The sequence below is a fragment of the Roseococcus thiosulfatophilus genome (assembly GCF_017311575.1).
GTDB lineage: Bacteria > Pseudomonadota > Alphaproteobacteria > Acetobacterales > Acetobacteraceae > Roseococcus > Roseococcus thiosulfatophilus.
On record NZ_JAFFQY010000022.1, the window covers coordinates 12,158 to 27,558 of the forward strand.

Consider the following 15,401-nt stretch of genomic DNA (forward strand, 5'->3'; position numbering starts at 1 on the left):
AGCATTTCATGACGCTGCGTCTCACCCGCCGGGCCGCGCTCGGCGCCGGCACGGGCCTGCTGGCCGCCCCGCATGTGGCGAACGCCCAGGCCCGCCCGACCGTCCGCTTCGCCTATGACTGGATCCTGAACGGCCCCTACGCCTTCGGCATCGCGGGTGAGCGCCAGGGCTTCTTCCGCGAGGCCGGCATCGACATCACCATCCAGCGCGGCTTCGGCTCGGCCCGCATTCCGCTGGACATGGCGGCGGGCACCTTCGACATCGCCATGTGCGACCCCACGCCCACGCTGCGCTTCATGTCGCAGAACCCCAACAACGACCTGATCGCGGTGGGCCTGCTGTGGGACCAGGCGCCGACGGCCGTGACGGTGCGCGCCGATGGCCCCATCAACAGCATCGCGGAGCTGGCGGGCAAGACGCTGGCGGCGCCCGAGTTCGACGGCGGGCGCCAGGTGTTCCCGGCCTTCGCCGCGGTGAACAACATCCCGCTCAGCTCCATCACCTGGATGAGCGTGGCGCCCGAGTTGCGCGAGACCATGCTGGTGCAGCGCCGCGCCGACGGCATCACGGGCTTCGTCACCTCCACCGCGCTGAGCCTGCGCGCGCTGGGGATGGACCTGCCCGCGCAGCGCATCTTCCGCTATCGCGAGCATGGGCTGGATTTCTTCTATGGCTCGGTGCTGCTGACCACGCGGCGCTACATGGACGCGAACCCGGATGCGGTGCGCGCCGTGGTGCATGGCATGATCCGCTCGCTGCGCTGGTCCTTCGCCAACCGCCCGGCCGCCATCCAGGCGCTGCGCGCGCGTGAGGCGCTGACGGATGTGGCCATCGAGACCATCCGCCAGGACATGGCGATGGCCGAGCTGGTGGACAGCCCGAACGTCCGCCGCCTGGGCCTGGGCGTGATGGAGGCCCCGCGCTTCCAGCGGCAGATTGACGCGGTGAAGGCGGCCTTCAGCCTGGGCGACATGCCCACGCCGGACCGCTTCTTCACCGACCGCTTCCTGCCGCCGGCGGCGGAGCGCCAGCTGGGCTGAGGCGCCCGCCGCGCCCGGGGTGTGTACTGTTGAGCGGCTGATTCACGGCTTCGGCTCCACCGAAGCCGATCAGACGCTGCCACCGAGCGGCTGATTCACGGCTTCGGCTCCACCGAAGCCGATCAGACGCTGCCACCGAGCGGCTGATTCACGGCTTGGGTTCCACCGAAGCCGATCAGACGCTAGCCGAACATGTCCCGGGTGATGCTGGCATACCAGGCATCGGCATAGAGCGCCTCCAGCCGGCGCTGTTCCGGATGGTTCCCGCGCGGGGAGACGCCGCCCGATTGCGGCGTCTCGACGAAGCCGCTGCCATCCGGGTTGGGGCGGAACACGCCCACGATCGAGATGCCGTAATCCTCGCCCACATGGCTGTAGCAGGTGTTGAAATAGACCGGCGCGGGCGGCGGCGCCTCGCCGCGCAGCAGGGCCGCCACGCTCGCCACCGCCTGCTTGGCCGTGCTGTTCGCCACATAGCCGGATTTGGGCATGGGAGGGGCGATGTTGGCGTCGCCGATCACATGGATGCCGGGCGCCTGCCGGGCCTCAAAGGTTAGCGGGTCCACGGGCACCCAGCCGCTGGCATTGGCGAGCCCCGCCTCGATGGCGATGCGCGCGGCCGATTGCGGCGGGATGACGTTGCCCACATCCACCTTGTGGCGCGTGCCGAATTCGCTCTCGAACTCGCGCGCGCCGGGGTCCACGCGGGTGATGCGGCCATCCTGGTTCGCCGGCACCCATTCGATCATGCCCGGGTAGAGCTCGGCCCAGGCGTCCTGGAACAGGCCCTGCTTGCTGAAGGCGTTCTTCGCGTCGAAGGCCAGGATCTTGGCGCGCGGATTGTGCCGCTTCAGATGCGCCGCGATCATGCTGATCCGCTCATAGGGGCCGGGCGGGCAGCGGAAGGGGTTGGCGGGGATGGCGAGGCCGACCACGCCGCCCTCAGGCAACGCCTCGATCTGGCGGCGCAGCAGGGTGGTCTGCGCGCCCTCGCCGGGGACCCAGGCATGGGGGAAGATTTCGGAGGCGGCCTCGTCATAGCCGGGCAGCGCATCCCAGCGCAGCGCGATGCCGGGGGAGAGGATCAGCCGGTCATAGGAGAGGGTGGCGCCGCCCCGCAGGCGCAGGCTGCGCGCGGTGGGGTCGATGCCCGCCACCCAGTCATGCACCACGTTGATGCCGCGCGCGCGCAGCCCGTCATAGCCGTGGCTGATCTGCTCCAGCCGCCGCGTCCCGGCCAGGACCAGATTGCCATAGGGGCAGGTGACGAAGCGCGTCTTGGGCTCGATCAGCGTGACCTCGAGCCAAGGGTAGCTCATGCGCGCGAAGCGGGCGGCCGAGGCGCCGCCGAAGCCGCCCCCCACCACCACGAGGCGCGCCTGCCCCTGGTTCTGCGCGAGGGCGGGGGCGGCGATCAGCGCCGGGGCGGCGCCCAGCAGGGCGCGGCGGGTGGTCTGGGTCATGGTCGGGGCGCCTCTCAGCGGGCTTGGGCGAGATAGGCCGCGACGGCCGTGATTTCCTCGGCCGTGTAGCCGCGGGCGATGCGGCCCATGATGGTGCCGGGCCGTTCATTGGCGCGGAACGCCGTCATCTGCGCCACCAGCTCCGGCGCCGGGCGGCCGGCGATGGCCGGCACGCCATCCTGCCCCGCCGCCCCCGGCCCATGGCAGCCCAGGCAGGCCTGCGCCAGCAGCGGGCCGTTCGTGGCGGGCTGCGCGAAAGCAGGCCCGGCCAGCAGCAGCGGCAGGGCCAGGGTCAGGCGGCGAGGGCTTGGCATGGCGTAATGGTTCCGGCTGTCAGGCGATGGTGACCCGCGCGGTGGCGCGCACGCTGCGGCCCCCCTCGTCGGACCAGATGAACTCGATCTCGCTGCTGCGCTCCAGGCGCAGGAAGAAGACGTGGTAGGGGTTGGCGGCGGTGCCGTTGCGCAGCGCGGCGTCCAGCGCGACCTCGCCCTCCACCCGCACCAGCAGGCGGTTCAGCATGTCGCGCGGCGGCGCATCGGGCCGCAGCCCCGTTTCCATGGGGTGCGTCATCAGGCAGCGGATTTCGAAGGCCTCGCCGCGGCGGGCGGTGCGGGGCACACGCAGGCGGGGGGTGGCCAGCGGCGCGCTCATGACAGGCACCCCCCGGTGGAGACCCGTGCCTCGGCCACCGTGCGGCGGCGCGTGCCGTCGCTCATCACCGCGATGGCGATGACCTGCTGGTGTTCCGCGAGGCGGATGCGCGTCTGCACCTCGGCGCGCGCGACCAGCGGCGTCAGGCGGAAGCTCGCCACGCCCGGGGTCGGGTTGCGGGTGGCGAAGATGTGGATGGCGGTGACGTGCAGCGCCCCGGTCTGCGGGCTTTCCACCTGGACGGTGAGTGGAACCTGGCCGCCATTCTCGGCGGTGGCGGGCAAGGTGAGGGTGATGCCGGATTCGGTGAACTCGCCCTCGCCCACCGCGTCGCGGATGGCGTCCTGCAGGCCGGAGGCCAGCGCGGGCCAGGGCAGGGCGACGAGGGCCAGGATTGCGCGTCGGCTGAGGCGGGAATTCGGCATGATGCCGCCTTCGTATTTGAACGATTTTTCCTTGTCAATTATGCGTTCGGTTATCCACGATTTTCATGAGTTTGAGCCCCACCCAATTCCCCAGCAGCGCCAGCACAATCCACACCCAGCCATGCAGGCTGCCCGAGGCGATGCCCGCCACATAGGCGCTGATGTTGCACCCCGTCGCGAGCACCGCGCCCACGCCCAGCAGCAGCCCGCCGGTAATGGCCGTGGCCACCTCGCGCAGGCGCGGCAGGCGCCAGCCGGCGGCGCGGCCGGCCAGCCCCGCCGCCAGGAAGGCGCCGGCCATGAGTCCCAGGTTCATCAGGGTGATGCGGTCCGTCCAGACGGGGCGCAGCCAGGCCTCGACGCGGGTGGGGTCTTCCCAATAGGTCCAGAAGGAAGGGTCGTCCCAGCCCAGCGCCTCGACCAGGCTGGAGCCCCATAGCGGAAAGGCCGCCGTAATGGCCCAGGGCCGTCCGGCCGCCACCAGCGTCGCGATGCCGAGCAACGCCAGCGCCACCGCGCCCCAGGCCATGGGCCAGGGGCCGCGCAGCGCATCGCCGCCGCGCCACGCCAAAGGTTCCACGCGGCCATGGCGGGCTTTTTCCAGCGCGCGTGAAGCCAGCGCCACCAGCCCCAGCACCCCCAGGCTCAGCCCCAGCGCCGGCCAGAGCCCCAGCGTGGCGGGCAGCGAAAAGGCCGGCAACGCCGGCCAGCCCAGCCAGAGATCCGCCTGCCAGGCCGCCAGCGTCGCCCCCGCCACGAAGGCGGCCAGTGTGATCCACATCCGCACCGCCCCGCCGCCCGCCGTGTAAAGCGTGCCGGAGGCGCAGCCGCCGCCCATCTGCATGCCGATGCCAAACAGGAAGGCGCCCAGCAGCAAGGCCCAGCCCACGGGGAAGACGAAGCCGCGCACGGGCGCGCCCAGCACCTCGCCGGCCTCCAGCGCCGGCAGGAAGAAGGCGATCAGCAGGGCCAGCAGCAGCATCTGGGCGCGCAGCCCGGCTCCCCTTCCCTCGGCCAGCAGGCGGCGGAAGGCGCCGGCGAAGCCGAAGCTGGCATGGAACAGTGCCACGCCCAGCCCCGCGCCGATCAGCCAGAGCAGGGCGACGCGCCCGCCCTGGGCGTGGCCCAGGGCCAGCGCCCCACCGCCCAGCAGCAGCAGCCCCAGCAGCACATTCACGCGCAACGACATACGGCCCCGCCTCGGACTATCCGGGCGGGGCATATGCACATTCAAGGCACGTGAAAAGAGGGCGTCAGTCCGCCCGGATGCCCGCCACGCGCACGGTCTCGCTGAGGCGCGCCACCTCGGAGGCGATGAAGGCGCGGAACTCCGCCCCGTCCATGGGGCGCGGAATGCTGCCGCTGCCGCGGATGCGCGTGGCCACCGCCTCGTCGCGCACCGCGGCCAGGGCCTCGCGTTCCAGCACCGCCACGCGCTCGGGCGGCGTGCCGCGCCCGGCGAAAAGGCCGAACCAGCCCACCGACACCAAGTCCACCCCCGCCTCGCGCAGGGTGGGCACGTCGTCAAAGCCGGGGGCGCGTTCGGCGCTGGTCACGGCCAGGGCCTTCATCCGGCCGGAGCGCACCAAATCGGCCGCGGCGGCGATGGTCTGGAACATCACCTCCACCCGCCCGGCGATGAGGTCGGTGTTGGCGGCCCCCGTCTCGCGATAGGGCACATGGTCCATCTCCACCCCGGCCGCGATGGCGAATTGCGCCCCGGCCAGGTGCAGCGAGGTGCCATTGCCGATGGAGGCGTAGTTCAGCCGCCGCGTGCGGGCCAGCGCCACGAATTCCGCCACGCTGTTCACCGGCAGGCTGTTGGGCACGACCATGATGTTGGGCGACAGCGCGATCATCGCCACCGGCACCAGGTCCGCATCGGGGTCGAAGGGCAGGCGGGCGAAGAGGAAGCGGTTCACCGCCATCGGCACGCCGTTCAGCAGCAGGGTGTGGCCGTCACGCTCGGCCGCCAGGGCGGCGGCGGTGCCGATATTGCCGCCGGCGCCGCTGCGGTTCTCGATGGTGACGGGCTGGCCCACCCCGCGCGACAGGCGTTCGCCCACCACGCGGCCCAGGAAATCGGCCGCGCCGCCGGGCGGGAAGGGCACGACCAGCCGCAACGGCCGGTCGGGAAAGGATTGCGCCCGCGCGGCCGCGAAAGGCAGCAGGGCGGGCAATGACAGAATACCACGACGAAGCATGAAAAACCCTCCGGTTCACAGAGGGTTATGCAAGCCGCGTGCCGGGGAGGCGACCCCCGCCTCGGACTACAGCCCCGCCTGCTCCAGCCGCAGCACCGCCCGCGCCACGGCCTGGGCGCGGGGGACGAAGCTGCTGATCTCCAGGTATTCCTCCGGGCTGTGCGCCAGCCCGCCCACCGGCCCCACGGCGCAGATGGTGGGCGCGCCCTGTTGGGCCGTGAAGCCGCTGTCGGCGCAGCCGCCGGAGAACTCGCCCTCCACCTTCAGCCCGGCCTCGGCCGCGGCGCCCTGGTAGAGGCCGAACAGCTTCTTCGCCGCCGCATCCTGGGTCAGCGCGTTGAACTCGCCCTTGATGGTAAGCCTGGCCTTGGTGCCGGGGACGTAGCTGCGGCCGATGATCTCGTGGATCTTGGCCATCACCTCCTCGCGGTCCTCGGGCTTCACGTAGCGCAGGTCAATCTGGCCGCGCGCCCAGGGGGCGACGGTGTTCACGCTCTGCCCGCCTTCCACCAGGCCGACATTGAGGGTGATGCCGCGCTCCAGGTCGGTCAGGGCGTGGATGGCCACGATCTTGTGCGCCAGCTCGCCGATGGCGGAAATGCCGGCCTGGAAATTGCCGCCCGAATGGCTGGCCTTGCCCTCGATGTCGAACACCATGAACACGCCGCCCTTGCGGCCGGTGACGACATTGCCCGAGGGCCGGCCGGGCTCGGAATTGAACACGACGCGGGCACCGCGCGCCTCCTCCTCGATCACGGCGCGGCCCTCGGGGCTGCCGATCTCCTCGTCGCCGGTGAAGAGGCCCACCATCGGCCCCGGCGCGCCGCCGAACTTCGCGAAGGCGGCCAGGACGAACATGTTCATCACCAGCCCGGCCTTCATGTCGGCCACGCCGGGCCCGTAGGCGCGGCCATCCTTGATGGTGAAGGGGCGGCGCTCCGGCTCGCCCTTGGGGAAGACCGTGTCGCGGTGGCCCATCAGCACGATGTTGGCGGCGTGGTTGCCGCGGGTGGGCGCCGTGCCTTCGTGCGGCAGGATGGCGCGGAGGCAATCGCCGAAGCGCTCGCCCTTCACCGTCTCGACCTTCAGGCCGTGGCTTTCGCAGAACGCCTTGATGCGCGCGCCGACCGCGTCCACGCCCGCCTTGTCGTAGCTGCCGCCATCGGTGTTCACGAGGTCGGCGAGCACATCCAGCATCGCCTGCTGCTGGGTGGCGAGCCAGGCGGTGATCTTGGCTTCGGTGCTTTCGGTGTTCATGCGCGGCCTCCAATCCTGCGGCGAGAGGCCCGATGCGAACACGGGATGGGGCCGCCCGCAACCACGGGCGGCCCCAGTTTCGTCAGCGCGACGGCGCCGGCGCGGCCAGGCGCAGCGGGACGAAGCGCTGGCCCTGCTGGCTCTCGATCAGGAACAGGGCGGTGGCGCGGTTCTGGCGGCGCAGCCGCTCGATCCGCTCCTGCAGCTCCTGCGCCGTGGTCACGCGCTCCTGCTGGACTTCCAGCACGATGTCGCCCGGGCGGATTTCCCGCTCGGCGGCGGCGGAGCCAGCGGTGACGTCCACCACCACCACGCCGCGCGCCTCGGGGCGGAGGCGGAAACGCTCCCGCAGCTCCGGCGTTACGCCGGCCACCCGCATGCCGAGGCCGGCCAGTTCCACCGGCTGGTCGGGGCGGGCGGGCTCCGGCGTCGCGCCGGCCTGGGCCTGCTCCGAGGGCAGTTCGCCCAGCGTGACCTCGACCGTCACCTCGCGCCCGTCGCGCCACACCACCACCGGCACGCGGCTGCCCACGGCGGTGTCGGCCACGATGCGCGGCAGGGTGCGCATCTCGCGCACCTCCTGGTTGTTGAAGCGCAGCACCACGTCGCCGGCGCGCAGGCCCGCGGCGGCGGCGGGGCCACCTTCCTGCGCGCGGGCGATCAGCGCGCCGCGGGTGCCGTTGCGCAGCTGCAGGCTTTCCGCGATCTCGTCCGTCACCTGCTGGATGTTCACGCCCAGCCAGCCACGCCGCACCCGCCCGCCATCGGCCAGCTGCCGCACGATGCCGCGCGCCAGGTTGGAGGGGATGGAGAAGCCGATGCCGATGGAACCGCCCGTCGGTGAGTAGATGGCGGTGTTGATGCCCACCACCTCGCCGCGCAGGTTGAACAGCGGGCCGCCCGAATTGCCGCGGTTGATGGCGGCGTCGGTCTGGATGAAGTCGTCGAACGGCCCCTGGCGGATGTCACGGCCGCGCGCCGAGACGATGCCGGCCGTCACCGTGCCGCCCAGGCCGAAGGGGTTGCCGATGGCCAGCACCCAGTCACCCACCTCGGCCGTGTCGGAATCGCCCCAGGCCACATAGGGCAGCGGCGCGGAGTGGCTGACGCGCAGCACGGCCAGGTCGGTGCGCGGGTCCGTGCCCAGCAGCGTGGCGCGCAGCGTCGTGTTGTCCTGGAGGATGACGTTGATCTCGTCCGCGCCCTCGATGACGTGGTTGTTGGTGATGATGATGCCCGAGGCATCCACCACGAAGCCCGAGCCGAGCGACTGCGCGCGGCGCTGCGGCGCGCCCTGGGGCGGGCGGCCCGGGGCGGGCGGCGCCTCACCCTGGGGGCCGGGGCGCTGGCGGTTGAAGAAGTCGCGGAAGAATTCCTCGAAGGGCGAGCCGGGCGGGGCCTGGGGCGCGGGCGCGTCCGGGCGGCCGCCGGGGCCGGGGCGCGCGCCCACATTCTGCGTGGTGGAGATGTTCACCACGGCGGGCAGCAGGCGGCGCACCAGCGGCGCGAAGCTCTCGGGGGCGCCGGGGGGCGGGCTGGCCGGGCCGGTCGTGCCCGGGGCGGGGGTCGCCTCGGGTGCAGGTGCGGCCTGCGGCGCTGGTGTTGGGGCGGGCGCCTGCTGCGCCGCCACCGGCAGCGCGCCCAGAAGGAAGATGGCCAGGAAGAGACGACGCATGCGGCGGAACCTCATCATTGTTCGGCATCGGTGGACCGGGCCGGGCGCCCAGGATGTGGCACGAGGGCACCGCACCGCAACAGCCGCGGGGGGTGGAAGTTGCCAAGGTTGCAACTTGTCCCGGTCGGACACCGGCGGTTACACGCCGCCGGTGCCGGAAGGCCAGCGCGCAATCAGCGCTGGACCGGGGTCATGCCAGGCATATCCCGGAAGAAGCGGAAGAAATCACTGTCCGGGGTGAGCACGAGGCGCGCCTCGCCCTCGCCGAAGACATTGCGATAGGCCTGCATGGTGCGCCAGAACTGGAAGAATTCCGGGTCACGGCTGAAGGCCTCGGCGAAGATGCCGATCGCTTCCTGCTCACCGGCACCGCGGAGGATGGCGGCATTCGCCTCCGCCTCCGCCAGCAGCACGGTGCGGTCACGCTCGGCCTGGGCGCGGATGCGCTGGGCCTGTTCCGCGCCTTCCGCGCGGGCCTCGCGCGCCACGCGCTCACGCTCGGACTGCATGCGCGCCAGGATGGCCTGGGTGTTCTCCTCCGGCAGGTCGGCGCGGCGGATGCGGACATCCGTCACCACGATGCCGAAGCGCGAGGCCTCGTCATTCACCTGGTCGCGGATGGCGCCCATGATCCGCGGCCGGTCGGCCGAGAGCATGGACAGCAGCGACTCGCTGCCCAGCACGCGGCGCATGGAGGAGGAGACGATGGAGTTCAGCCGGCCCCGGATGCCCTGCTCGGTGGCACCCACCGTCTGGAAGAACAGCAGCGGGTCGGTGATGCGGTAGCGGGTGAAGCTGTCCACGATGACGCGGCGCTGGTCGCCCAGGATCACCTCCTCGCCCCCGCCCTCGAAGTCGAGCAGGCGGCGGTCGAAGGTGATCACGTTCTGCACGAAGGGCAGTTTCACGTTCAGCCCCGGCTCGCGGATCACGCGCACGGGCTCGCCGAATTGCGTGATCAGCACCTGCTGGGTCTGGTGCACGGTGAAGAGCGTGCTGGCCAGGGTGATGAGGGCGACGAAGACGACGCCGCCCAAAATCGCGAGCCGGTTCATCGGGTGCCTCCCTGGTTGGCGGGCCTCTGCTGGTTCATCATCGGCGCCATGACGGCCGGCGAGAGCTGCTGCTGCGCCTGCGGCGGCCGGGTGCCGCCCTGGCCACGCGCCTGCTGCCCGCCTTCGAGCTGGAGGAAGGGCACCAGGCCCTGCAGCCGGTCATCCACCAGGATCATGTTGTTGCGGCGGAGGATTTCCTCCATCGTTTCCAAATAGATGCGCCGCGTCGTCACGTCCTGCGCGAGGGTGTAGGCACCGAGCACGGCGTTGAACCGGCCGGCCTCGCCTCGGGCGCGGGCGATCTGGCTGTCACGGAAACCGGTCGCTTCCTGCACCATCCGCTCGGCCTCGCCTCGGGCGCGGGGGATGATGTCGTTGCGGAAGCTCTCGGCTTCGTTCCGCAGGCGCTCGCGGTCGGTGTTGGCGCGCTGCACGTCGCGGAAGGCCTCGATGACGGCCGCCGGCGGGTCCACCTTCAGCAGCTGCACCTGGGTGATTTCCACGCCGGAGCCATACTGGTCCATCATCGCCTGGGTCAGGCGGCGGACCTCCTGCTCGATGGCGGCGCGCGCCTCGGTCAGGGCGGGCTGGATCGGCGTGCGGCCGATGACCTCGCGCATCACGCTCTCGCCGGCGGATTTCACCGTTTCTTCCGGGTTGCGCGTGTTGAAGAGGAACTCGCCCGCGTCACGGATGCGCCAGAACACCGAGAAATCCACGTCAATGATGTTCTCGTCGCCCGTCAGCATCAGGCTTTCGGCCAGGACGTCGCGGGCGGGGACGATGCGGCCCGTGTTGTCCGCGCCGGCGCGGAAGCCCACATCGGCGCGGTTGATGCGGGTGACGCGCGGCGTGGACACCTGCTCGACCGGCCAGGGGATGGCGTAGTTCAGGCCAGGCGGCGTGGTGCGGTTGAAGGCACCGAAGCGCATGACGACGCCCAGCTCATCCGGCTGCACCCGGTAGAAGCCGGAGGCGCCCCAGATCGCGACGATGATCAGCAGCACGGCGCCGATGGCGCGGCCGCCGCCCGTGCCGCGCGGCAGGAAGCGCCGCACCGTGTTCTGGGCGTTGCGGATCATTTCCTCGATGTCGGGCCCCTGGCCCGGGCCGCGGCCACCGCCGCCACCGCCGCCACCCCCGCCACCGCCCTGTGGCGGTCCGCCCCAGGGTCCCCCGCCACCGGGACGGGGGTTGCCCCAAGGGCTGGGGCCGCCATTGTTCCACGCCATCTCTGTGGTGATCTCCCGTCTGGCGCGCACCATGGCGCACCGCCTGCATTACCTGTCCTACACATGCCCCGCAGGGGGGTGGGTGCACAACCCGTCCTGCCGTGCATATGAGGACGCCCAGCGCTCAAGGAAAGGTCAACCGCATGTCGGAAGCCATCGTGGATGGGGTCAAACGCGCCTTGCGCGCCGTGCGCGACCCGAAGACCGGCCAAAGCGTGATCGAGAACGGAATGGTCGAGACCGTCAGCGTGCGCGACGGGATGGTGCAATTCGCCCTCGCCGTCCCGCGGGAGCGCGCGCGGGAGCTGGAATCGTTGCGCCAGGCGGCCGAACGGGCCGCCGCCACGGTGCCCGGCGTGCTGTCCGCCACGGTGGTGATGACGGCGCATCGCGAGGTGCAGACCCCCGCCGGCCCGGCCACCTCTTCCCGCCCGCCGCCAGGCCAGGGGCAGATGCTGCTGCCCGGGGTGCGGAAGATCGTGGCCGTGGCCTCGGGCAAGGGCGGGGTGGGCAAGTCCACCACCGCCGTGAACCTGGCCGTGGCCCTGGCCGCGCAGGGGCTGCGGGTGGGGCTGCTGGACGCCGACATCTACGGCCCCTCCCTGCCGCTGATGCTGGGCACCCAGGAAAAGCCCCGCGCGGTGGAGAACCGCATCCAGCCCATCGCGCGCTGGGGGCTGAAGGCCATGTCCATCGGCTTCCTGGTGGAGCAGGAGACGGCGATGATCTGGCGCGGCCCCATGGTGATGGGCGCCCTGGAACAGATGATGGGCCAGGTGGACTGGGGCGAGCTGGACATCATGGTGGTGGACATGCCCCCCGGCACCGGCGACGCCCAGCTCACCATGAGCCAGCGCGTGCCGCTGGCGGGTGCCGTCATCGTCTCCACCCCGCAGGACATGGCGCTGACCGATGCGCGGCGCGGGGTGAAGATGTTCGAGAAGGTCAACGTCCCGGTGCTCGGCCTGATCGAGAACATGAGCTTCTTCTGCTGCCCGCAATGCGGCCACCGCAGCGACATCTTCGGCCATGGCGGCGCGCGGGCGGAGGCGGCGCGGCTCGGCCTCGACTTCCTGGGCGAATTGCCGCTGAAGCTCGCCATCCGGGAGATGTCCGACGCCGGCACGCCGGTGGTGCTGGCCGCGCCCGACAGCGAGGAAGCGGGCCTCTACCGCGCCATCGCGGCCCGCATCTGGGCGAAGCTGGAGGCGGGCGTGGCACCCGCCGGGCCGCGCATCGTGATGGAATGAGCGAGGCGCTGCGCCGGATCTGCCTCGCCCTGCCCGAGGCGGAGGAGCGCGAGACCTGGGAGACGCCCACCTTCCGCGTCCGCGACAAGATCTTCTGCCTGATGGCCGAGGGCGGAGCGGCCTGCTGGCTCAAGGCCCCGCCCGGCAGCGCCGAATTGCTGATCGAGGCGGCCCCGGCGCGCTTCTTCCGCCCGCCCTATCTCGGCGGGAAGGGCTGGGTGGGGGTGCGGCTCGACGCCGCGCTGGAAGCTGGGGAGTTGGAGGCGCTGGTCCGGCGCAGCTACTCCCTGGTGGCGCCGAAGCGGCTGGCGGCGCGGCTTCAGGCCTGACCGGCCAGCAGCGCGTCCGTCTCGGCGGCCATGGGCATGGCGGGGCCCGCACCGGCCTTGGTGCAAGAGAGCGCGGCCCCCGCATTGGCGCGGCGCATGGCGGCCGGGAGCGGCGCACCACGGTCCAGCGCCGCCGCCAGCACGCCGCACCAGGCATCGCCCGCGCCCACCGTGTCCACCACCTTCACGGGAAAGGCCGGCACATGAAGGGCGAGGCCCGCGCCATGGCATTCCGCCCCCGCCTCGCCCAGCGTGACGGCGATCGTGACGCCCAGCGCCGCGTGCAGCGCCGCCGCCCCCGCGCCGCAGCCCAGCGCGGCGCCGAGCCAGCCGGCCTCGTGCTCGTTCACCACCAGCAGGTCCAGCGCCGAAAGCGCCTCGCGCGGCAGGGCGGCGGCGGGGGCCAGGTTCAGGATCACCTGCGCGCCGGCGGCCCGCGCGCGGGCGATGAGGGCGGCGTTCTCCTCCGGCGGCACCTCCATCTGCAGCAGGATTGTGTCGCCCGCCGCGACCGGGACATTCGCCTGCCGCGCCCGCATGTTGGCCCCGGCGGAAACGGCGATCTGGTTGCGCCCCGCCATGTCCACGCAGACCGCGGCCAGGGCGGTGGGGGTGTCCGACTGCGCCAGCAGGGCGGTGTCCACCCCGGCCTGTTGCAGCGTGGCCCGCAGCAGCGCCCCATGGGCATCCGCGCCCACGCAGCCCGCGAAGCGCACCGCCGCCCCGTCCCGCGCCGCCGCCAGCGCCTGGTTGGCGCCCTTGCCGCCGGGCAGGGGCGGCCCGGCCTCGCCCAGCACCGTCTCGCCGGGGCGGGGCAGTTGCGGCAGGCGGAAAATGACGTCCACCACGGCCGAGCCGAAGACGAGCAGGCTCATGGCCGCAGCAGCCCCTCCGCCATGGCACGGTTGTAGAGCGCCGCGATCATCGGCGCGAAGGGCGGGCCGAGGTCCAGCGCCGGCTGCATCCGCTTGAGGCTGCGGGCGCGGGTCAGCCCGACTTCCTTCCAGGCCGGCGCGCCGCATTCCACCTGCTGCGCGAAGCCCTGCAAGCGGTCGCAGCCCATGGCGAAGCGGGCGTCCGGCGTTTCCTGCGCTTCGAACTCCGCCCAGAGGCCGGCAAGCCGCGCGGCGAGGTCGGGCGGCAGGGTGCCGAAGAGGCGCGCGGCGGCGGCCTGTTCGCGCGCCTGCTGGGTGAGAAGGCCGGCCTCGTCGAAGGCGAAGGTGTCGCCGGCCTCGATCTCGATCACGTCATGCACCGCGATCATGGCCAGCACGCGGGCGATGTCGGGGCGGGGGTCCACCTCCTCGGCCAGCAGGACGGCGATCATGGCGACATGCCAGGCGTGCTCGGCGCTGTTCTCCAGCCTTCCCTCGGTGCGGGCGGCGCGGTGGACGTGCTTCAGCCGGTCGGACAGGGAAATGAAGCCCTGGATGGCGGCGAGCCGGTCAGGCGGCACGGCCCAGCGTCTCCATCAATTCGCGCCATTCGCGCTTGGACAGGCCGCTCGTCGCCTGCGTTACGGCCTCGCCCGCCAGCATGCGCTTCACGATGGCCAGCATCTGCGCGGACAGCGTGACGGCGCCCATGCGGTAGTCGGCGAAGGCCTCGTAGCAATGGGGCACCCAGGCGCGCACCGTGTCCAGCATCGCCTCGGCATAGACGCGGATTTCGTACTGGGCATGGGCGTCGGCGCGCAGGCTGAGGAAGTGCAGGAGGTTGTGGAGGTCCGTCTTCCAGTACCACTGCGTATAGGCGTTGAGCGTGAGGTTCATCCGCGCCAGTTCGCGCGCGAGGCCGGAGCGGGATTCGTCCTGGACGTTTCCGGCCTCGTCCTCGTTCAGCATCCAGGCGTAGTGGTCGTAGTTGCGGGCGGCGTCCTCGCGCAGCAGGCGCAGCACTTCCTCGGCTTCCGCGCCTTGCAGCACGTCGCCGCGGCCCTGGCGGTTGCTGGAGGATTGCGCGGCAAGCTGCTCCGGTGCCGGGATGTAGAATTCACGGTCCATCACGGAATACCGCGCCGAATACTCGTTCACATTGGCGGTGCGGTGCCGGATCCATTGCCGCGCCACGAAGATGGGCAGCTTCACGTGATATTTGATCTCGCACATCTCGAAGGGGGTCGAGTGGCGGTGGCGCATCAGGTAGCGGATCAGCCCGCGATCCTCGTTGGCGGCCTTCGTGCCGCGGCCGTAGGAGACGCGGGCGGCCTGCACCACGGCGCCGTCATCGCCCATGTAGTCCACCACGCGCACGAAACCGTGGTCGAGCACGGGGATGGGGGTGAAGAGCATGGCCTCCAGCGCGGGCACGGTGGCGCGGCGCGTCTCGTGGCGCGCGGCCTGGGCCTCGGTGAGTTCGGCCTGCTGGGCTTGGGTGAGTGCCATGGGGTGCCCCTTCTGTGCGCGGGGATTTGAACGGGGCGGGCGCCGCGCGCAAGGGCCGGCCCACCCCTGGCAATCACGGCCCCGATGTCCTACATATCGGGGTGCCGCTTGCGGCTATGGCGATAAACGTTGCGTGGAATAATCGTTACGGACCCGGGGGCAGTGCCCGGCGTCTCCACCACTCCAACCGCCTTTATCGGGGCGCGTGGCACGGGGACGAAACAGGCTCGACGTGCGTGGTAAAGACGCAGCTTTTGCCCGGCATTGTACCGCCGTTATCGGGCTAAATCACAAGTGCCAACGATAACGTCCGCGAGGACGTGGCGCTCGCTGCCTAGGAATAGGTAAGCGCGGTCTGGGGGGCACCGGGCAACAGAAGCCCCCCGCCTGACCCTGGCACCCAGGCCCCCTTGGGCCTGGGTGTCAGGGTCAG

16 protein-coding genes and 1 other RNA gene are annotated in these 15,401 nt (G+C 71.5%); 4 read left to right on the forward strand and 13 right to left on the reverse strand.

The annotated features are described in order from the left end of the window. The first annotated feature begins 8 nt into the window (after positions 1-8). A complete protein-coding gene (locus tag JTN19_RS09280) occupies positions 9-1,040 on the forward strand; it encodes an ABC transporter substrate-binding protein (protein ID WP_206931683.1) in 1,032 nt (343 codons plus the stop codon). A 182-nt stretch (positions 1,041-1,222) separates the two neighbouring features. Here the strand turns inward: JTN19_RS09280 and JTN19_RS09285 are convergent, their stop codons facing one another. From JTN19_RS09285 to hflK, 10 genes are all read right to left on the reverse strand, one after another. After that, the gene (locus tag JTN19_RS09285; protein ID WP_206931685.1) at positions 1,223-2,503 is read right to left on the reverse strand and encodes an NAD(P)/FAD-dependent oxidoreductase; all 1,281 of its coding nucleotides are present in this window, start codon (positions 2,501-2,503) and stop codon (positions 1,223-1,225) included. A gap of 14 nt (positions 2,504-2,517) precedes the next feature. Further along, a complete protein-coding gene (locus JTN19_RS09290; protein ID WP_206931687.1) occupies positions 2,518-2,817 on the reverse strand; it encodes a c-type cytochrome in 300 nt (99 codons plus the stop codon). Between the two features lie 19 nt (positions 2,818-2,836). Beyond that, complete coding sequence (locus tag JTN19_RS09295) at positions 2,837-3,157, reverse strand: thiosulfate oxidation carrier complex protein SoxZ (RefSeq protein ID WP_206931688.1); 321 nt, start codon at positions 3,155-3,157, stop codon at positions 2,837-2,839. Then, a complete protein-coding gene (locus JTN19_RS09300; protein ID WP_206931689.1) occupies positions 3,154-3,582 on the reverse strand; it encodes a thiosulfate oxidation carrier protein SoxY in 429 nt (142 codons plus the stop codon). Before JTN19_RS09300 ends, JTN19_RS09295 begins: the two co-directional genes overlap by 4 nt. 34 nt (positions 3,583-3,616) lie before the next feature. Continuing rightward, positions 3,617-4,771, reverse strand: a complete 1,155-nt coding sequence (locus tag JTN19_RS09305; RefSeq protein WP_206931690.1) for a YeeE/YedE family protein — start codon at positions 4,769-4,771, stop codon at positions 3,617-3,619. A gap of 64 nt (positions 4,772-4,835) precedes the next feature. After that, positions 4,836-5,786 carry a Bug family tripartite tricarboxylate transporter substrate binding protein gene (locus JTN19_RS09310; RefSeq protein ID WP_206931692.1) on the reverse strand — a complete coding sequence of 317 codons (951 nt, stop codon included), beginning with the start codon at positions 5,784-5,786 and terminating at the stop codon, positions 4,836-4,838. A 66-nt stretch (positions 5,787-5,852) separates the two neighbouring features. Beyond that, a complete protein-coding gene (locus JTN19_RS09315; protein WP_206931694.1) occupies positions 5,853-7,043 on the reverse strand; it encodes a M20 family metallopeptidase in 1,191 nt (396 codons plus the stop codon). An 82-nt stretch (positions 7,044-7,125) separates the two neighbouring features. Further along, entirely contained in the window at positions 7,126-8,718 is a 1,593-nt protein-coding gene (locus JTN19_RS09320) for a DegQ family serine endoprotease (protein WP_206931696.1), read from the reverse strand. A 173-nt stretch (positions 8,719-8,891) separates the two neighbouring features. Next, positions 8,892-9,773, reverse strand: a complete 882-nt coding sequence (gene hflC / locus JTN19_RS09325) for a protease modulator HflC (protein WP_206931698.1) — start codon at positions 9,771-9,773, stop codon at positions 8,892-8,894. Next, positions 9,770-10,855: an FtsH protease activity modulator HflK gene (gene hflK, locus JTN19_RS09330; protein ID WP_340643301.1), complete on the reverse strand. Its 1,086-nt coding sequence runs from the start codon at positions 10,853-10,855 to the stop codon at positions 9,770-9,772. Before hflK ends, hflC begins: the two co-directional genes overlap by 4 nt. 293 nt (positions 10,856-11,148) lie before the next feature. Between hflK and JTN19_RS09335 the strand changes: the two genes are divergently transcribed. Beyond that, entirely contained in the window at positions 11,149-12,255 is a 1,107-nt protein-coding gene (locus JTN19_RS09335) for an Mrp/NBP35 family ATP-binding protein (protein WP_206931700.1), read from the forward strand. Beyond that, a complete protein-coding gene (locus JTN19_RS09340; protein ID WP_206931702.1) occupies positions 12,252-12,584 on the forward strand; it encodes an MmcQ/YjbR family DNA-binding protein in 333 nt (110 codons plus the stop codon). Before JTN19_RS09335 ends, JTN19_RS09340 begins: the two co-directional genes overlap by 4 nt. On the opposite strand, the gene JTN19_RS09345 is transcribed toward JTN19_RS09340, so the two are convergent. The 3 genes from JTN19_RS09345 to thyX are packed head-to-tail and all read right to left on the reverse strand — an operon-like array spanning position 12,575 to position 14,968. After that, the gene (locus tag JTN19_RS09345) at positions 12,575-13,459 is read right to left on the reverse strand and encodes a ribokinase (protein WP_206931704.1); all 885 of its coding nucleotides are present in this window, start codon (positions 13,457-13,459) and stop codon (positions 12,575-12,577) included. The genes JTN19_RS09340 and JTN19_RS09345 overlap by 10 nt on opposite strands. Further along, positions 13,456-14,040, reverse strand: coding sequence for an HD domain-containing protein (locus tag JTN19_RS09350; protein WP_206931706.1), 585 nt, complete (start codon positions 14,038-14,040; stop codon positions 13,456-13,458). The genes JTN19_RS09345 and JTN19_RS09350 overlap by 4 nt, the downstream gene beginning before the upstream one ends. Beyond that, positions 14,030-14,968 carry an FAD-dependent thymidylate synthase gene (thyX, locus tag JTN19_RS09355; protein ID WP_206931715.1) on the reverse strand — a complete coding sequence of 313 codons (939 nt, stop codon included), beginning with the start codon at positions 14,966-14,968 and terminating at the stop codon, positions 14,030-14,032. Before thyX ends, JTN19_RS09350 begins: the two co-directional genes overlap by 11 nt. A gap of 63 nt (positions 14,969-15,031) precedes the next feature. Here thyX and ssrA point away from each other — a divergent pair. Then, positions 15,032-15,356, forward strand: a transfer-messenger RNA (tmRNA) gene (ssrA, locus tag JTN19_RS09360). Positions 15,357-15,401 lie beyond the last annotated feature (45 nt).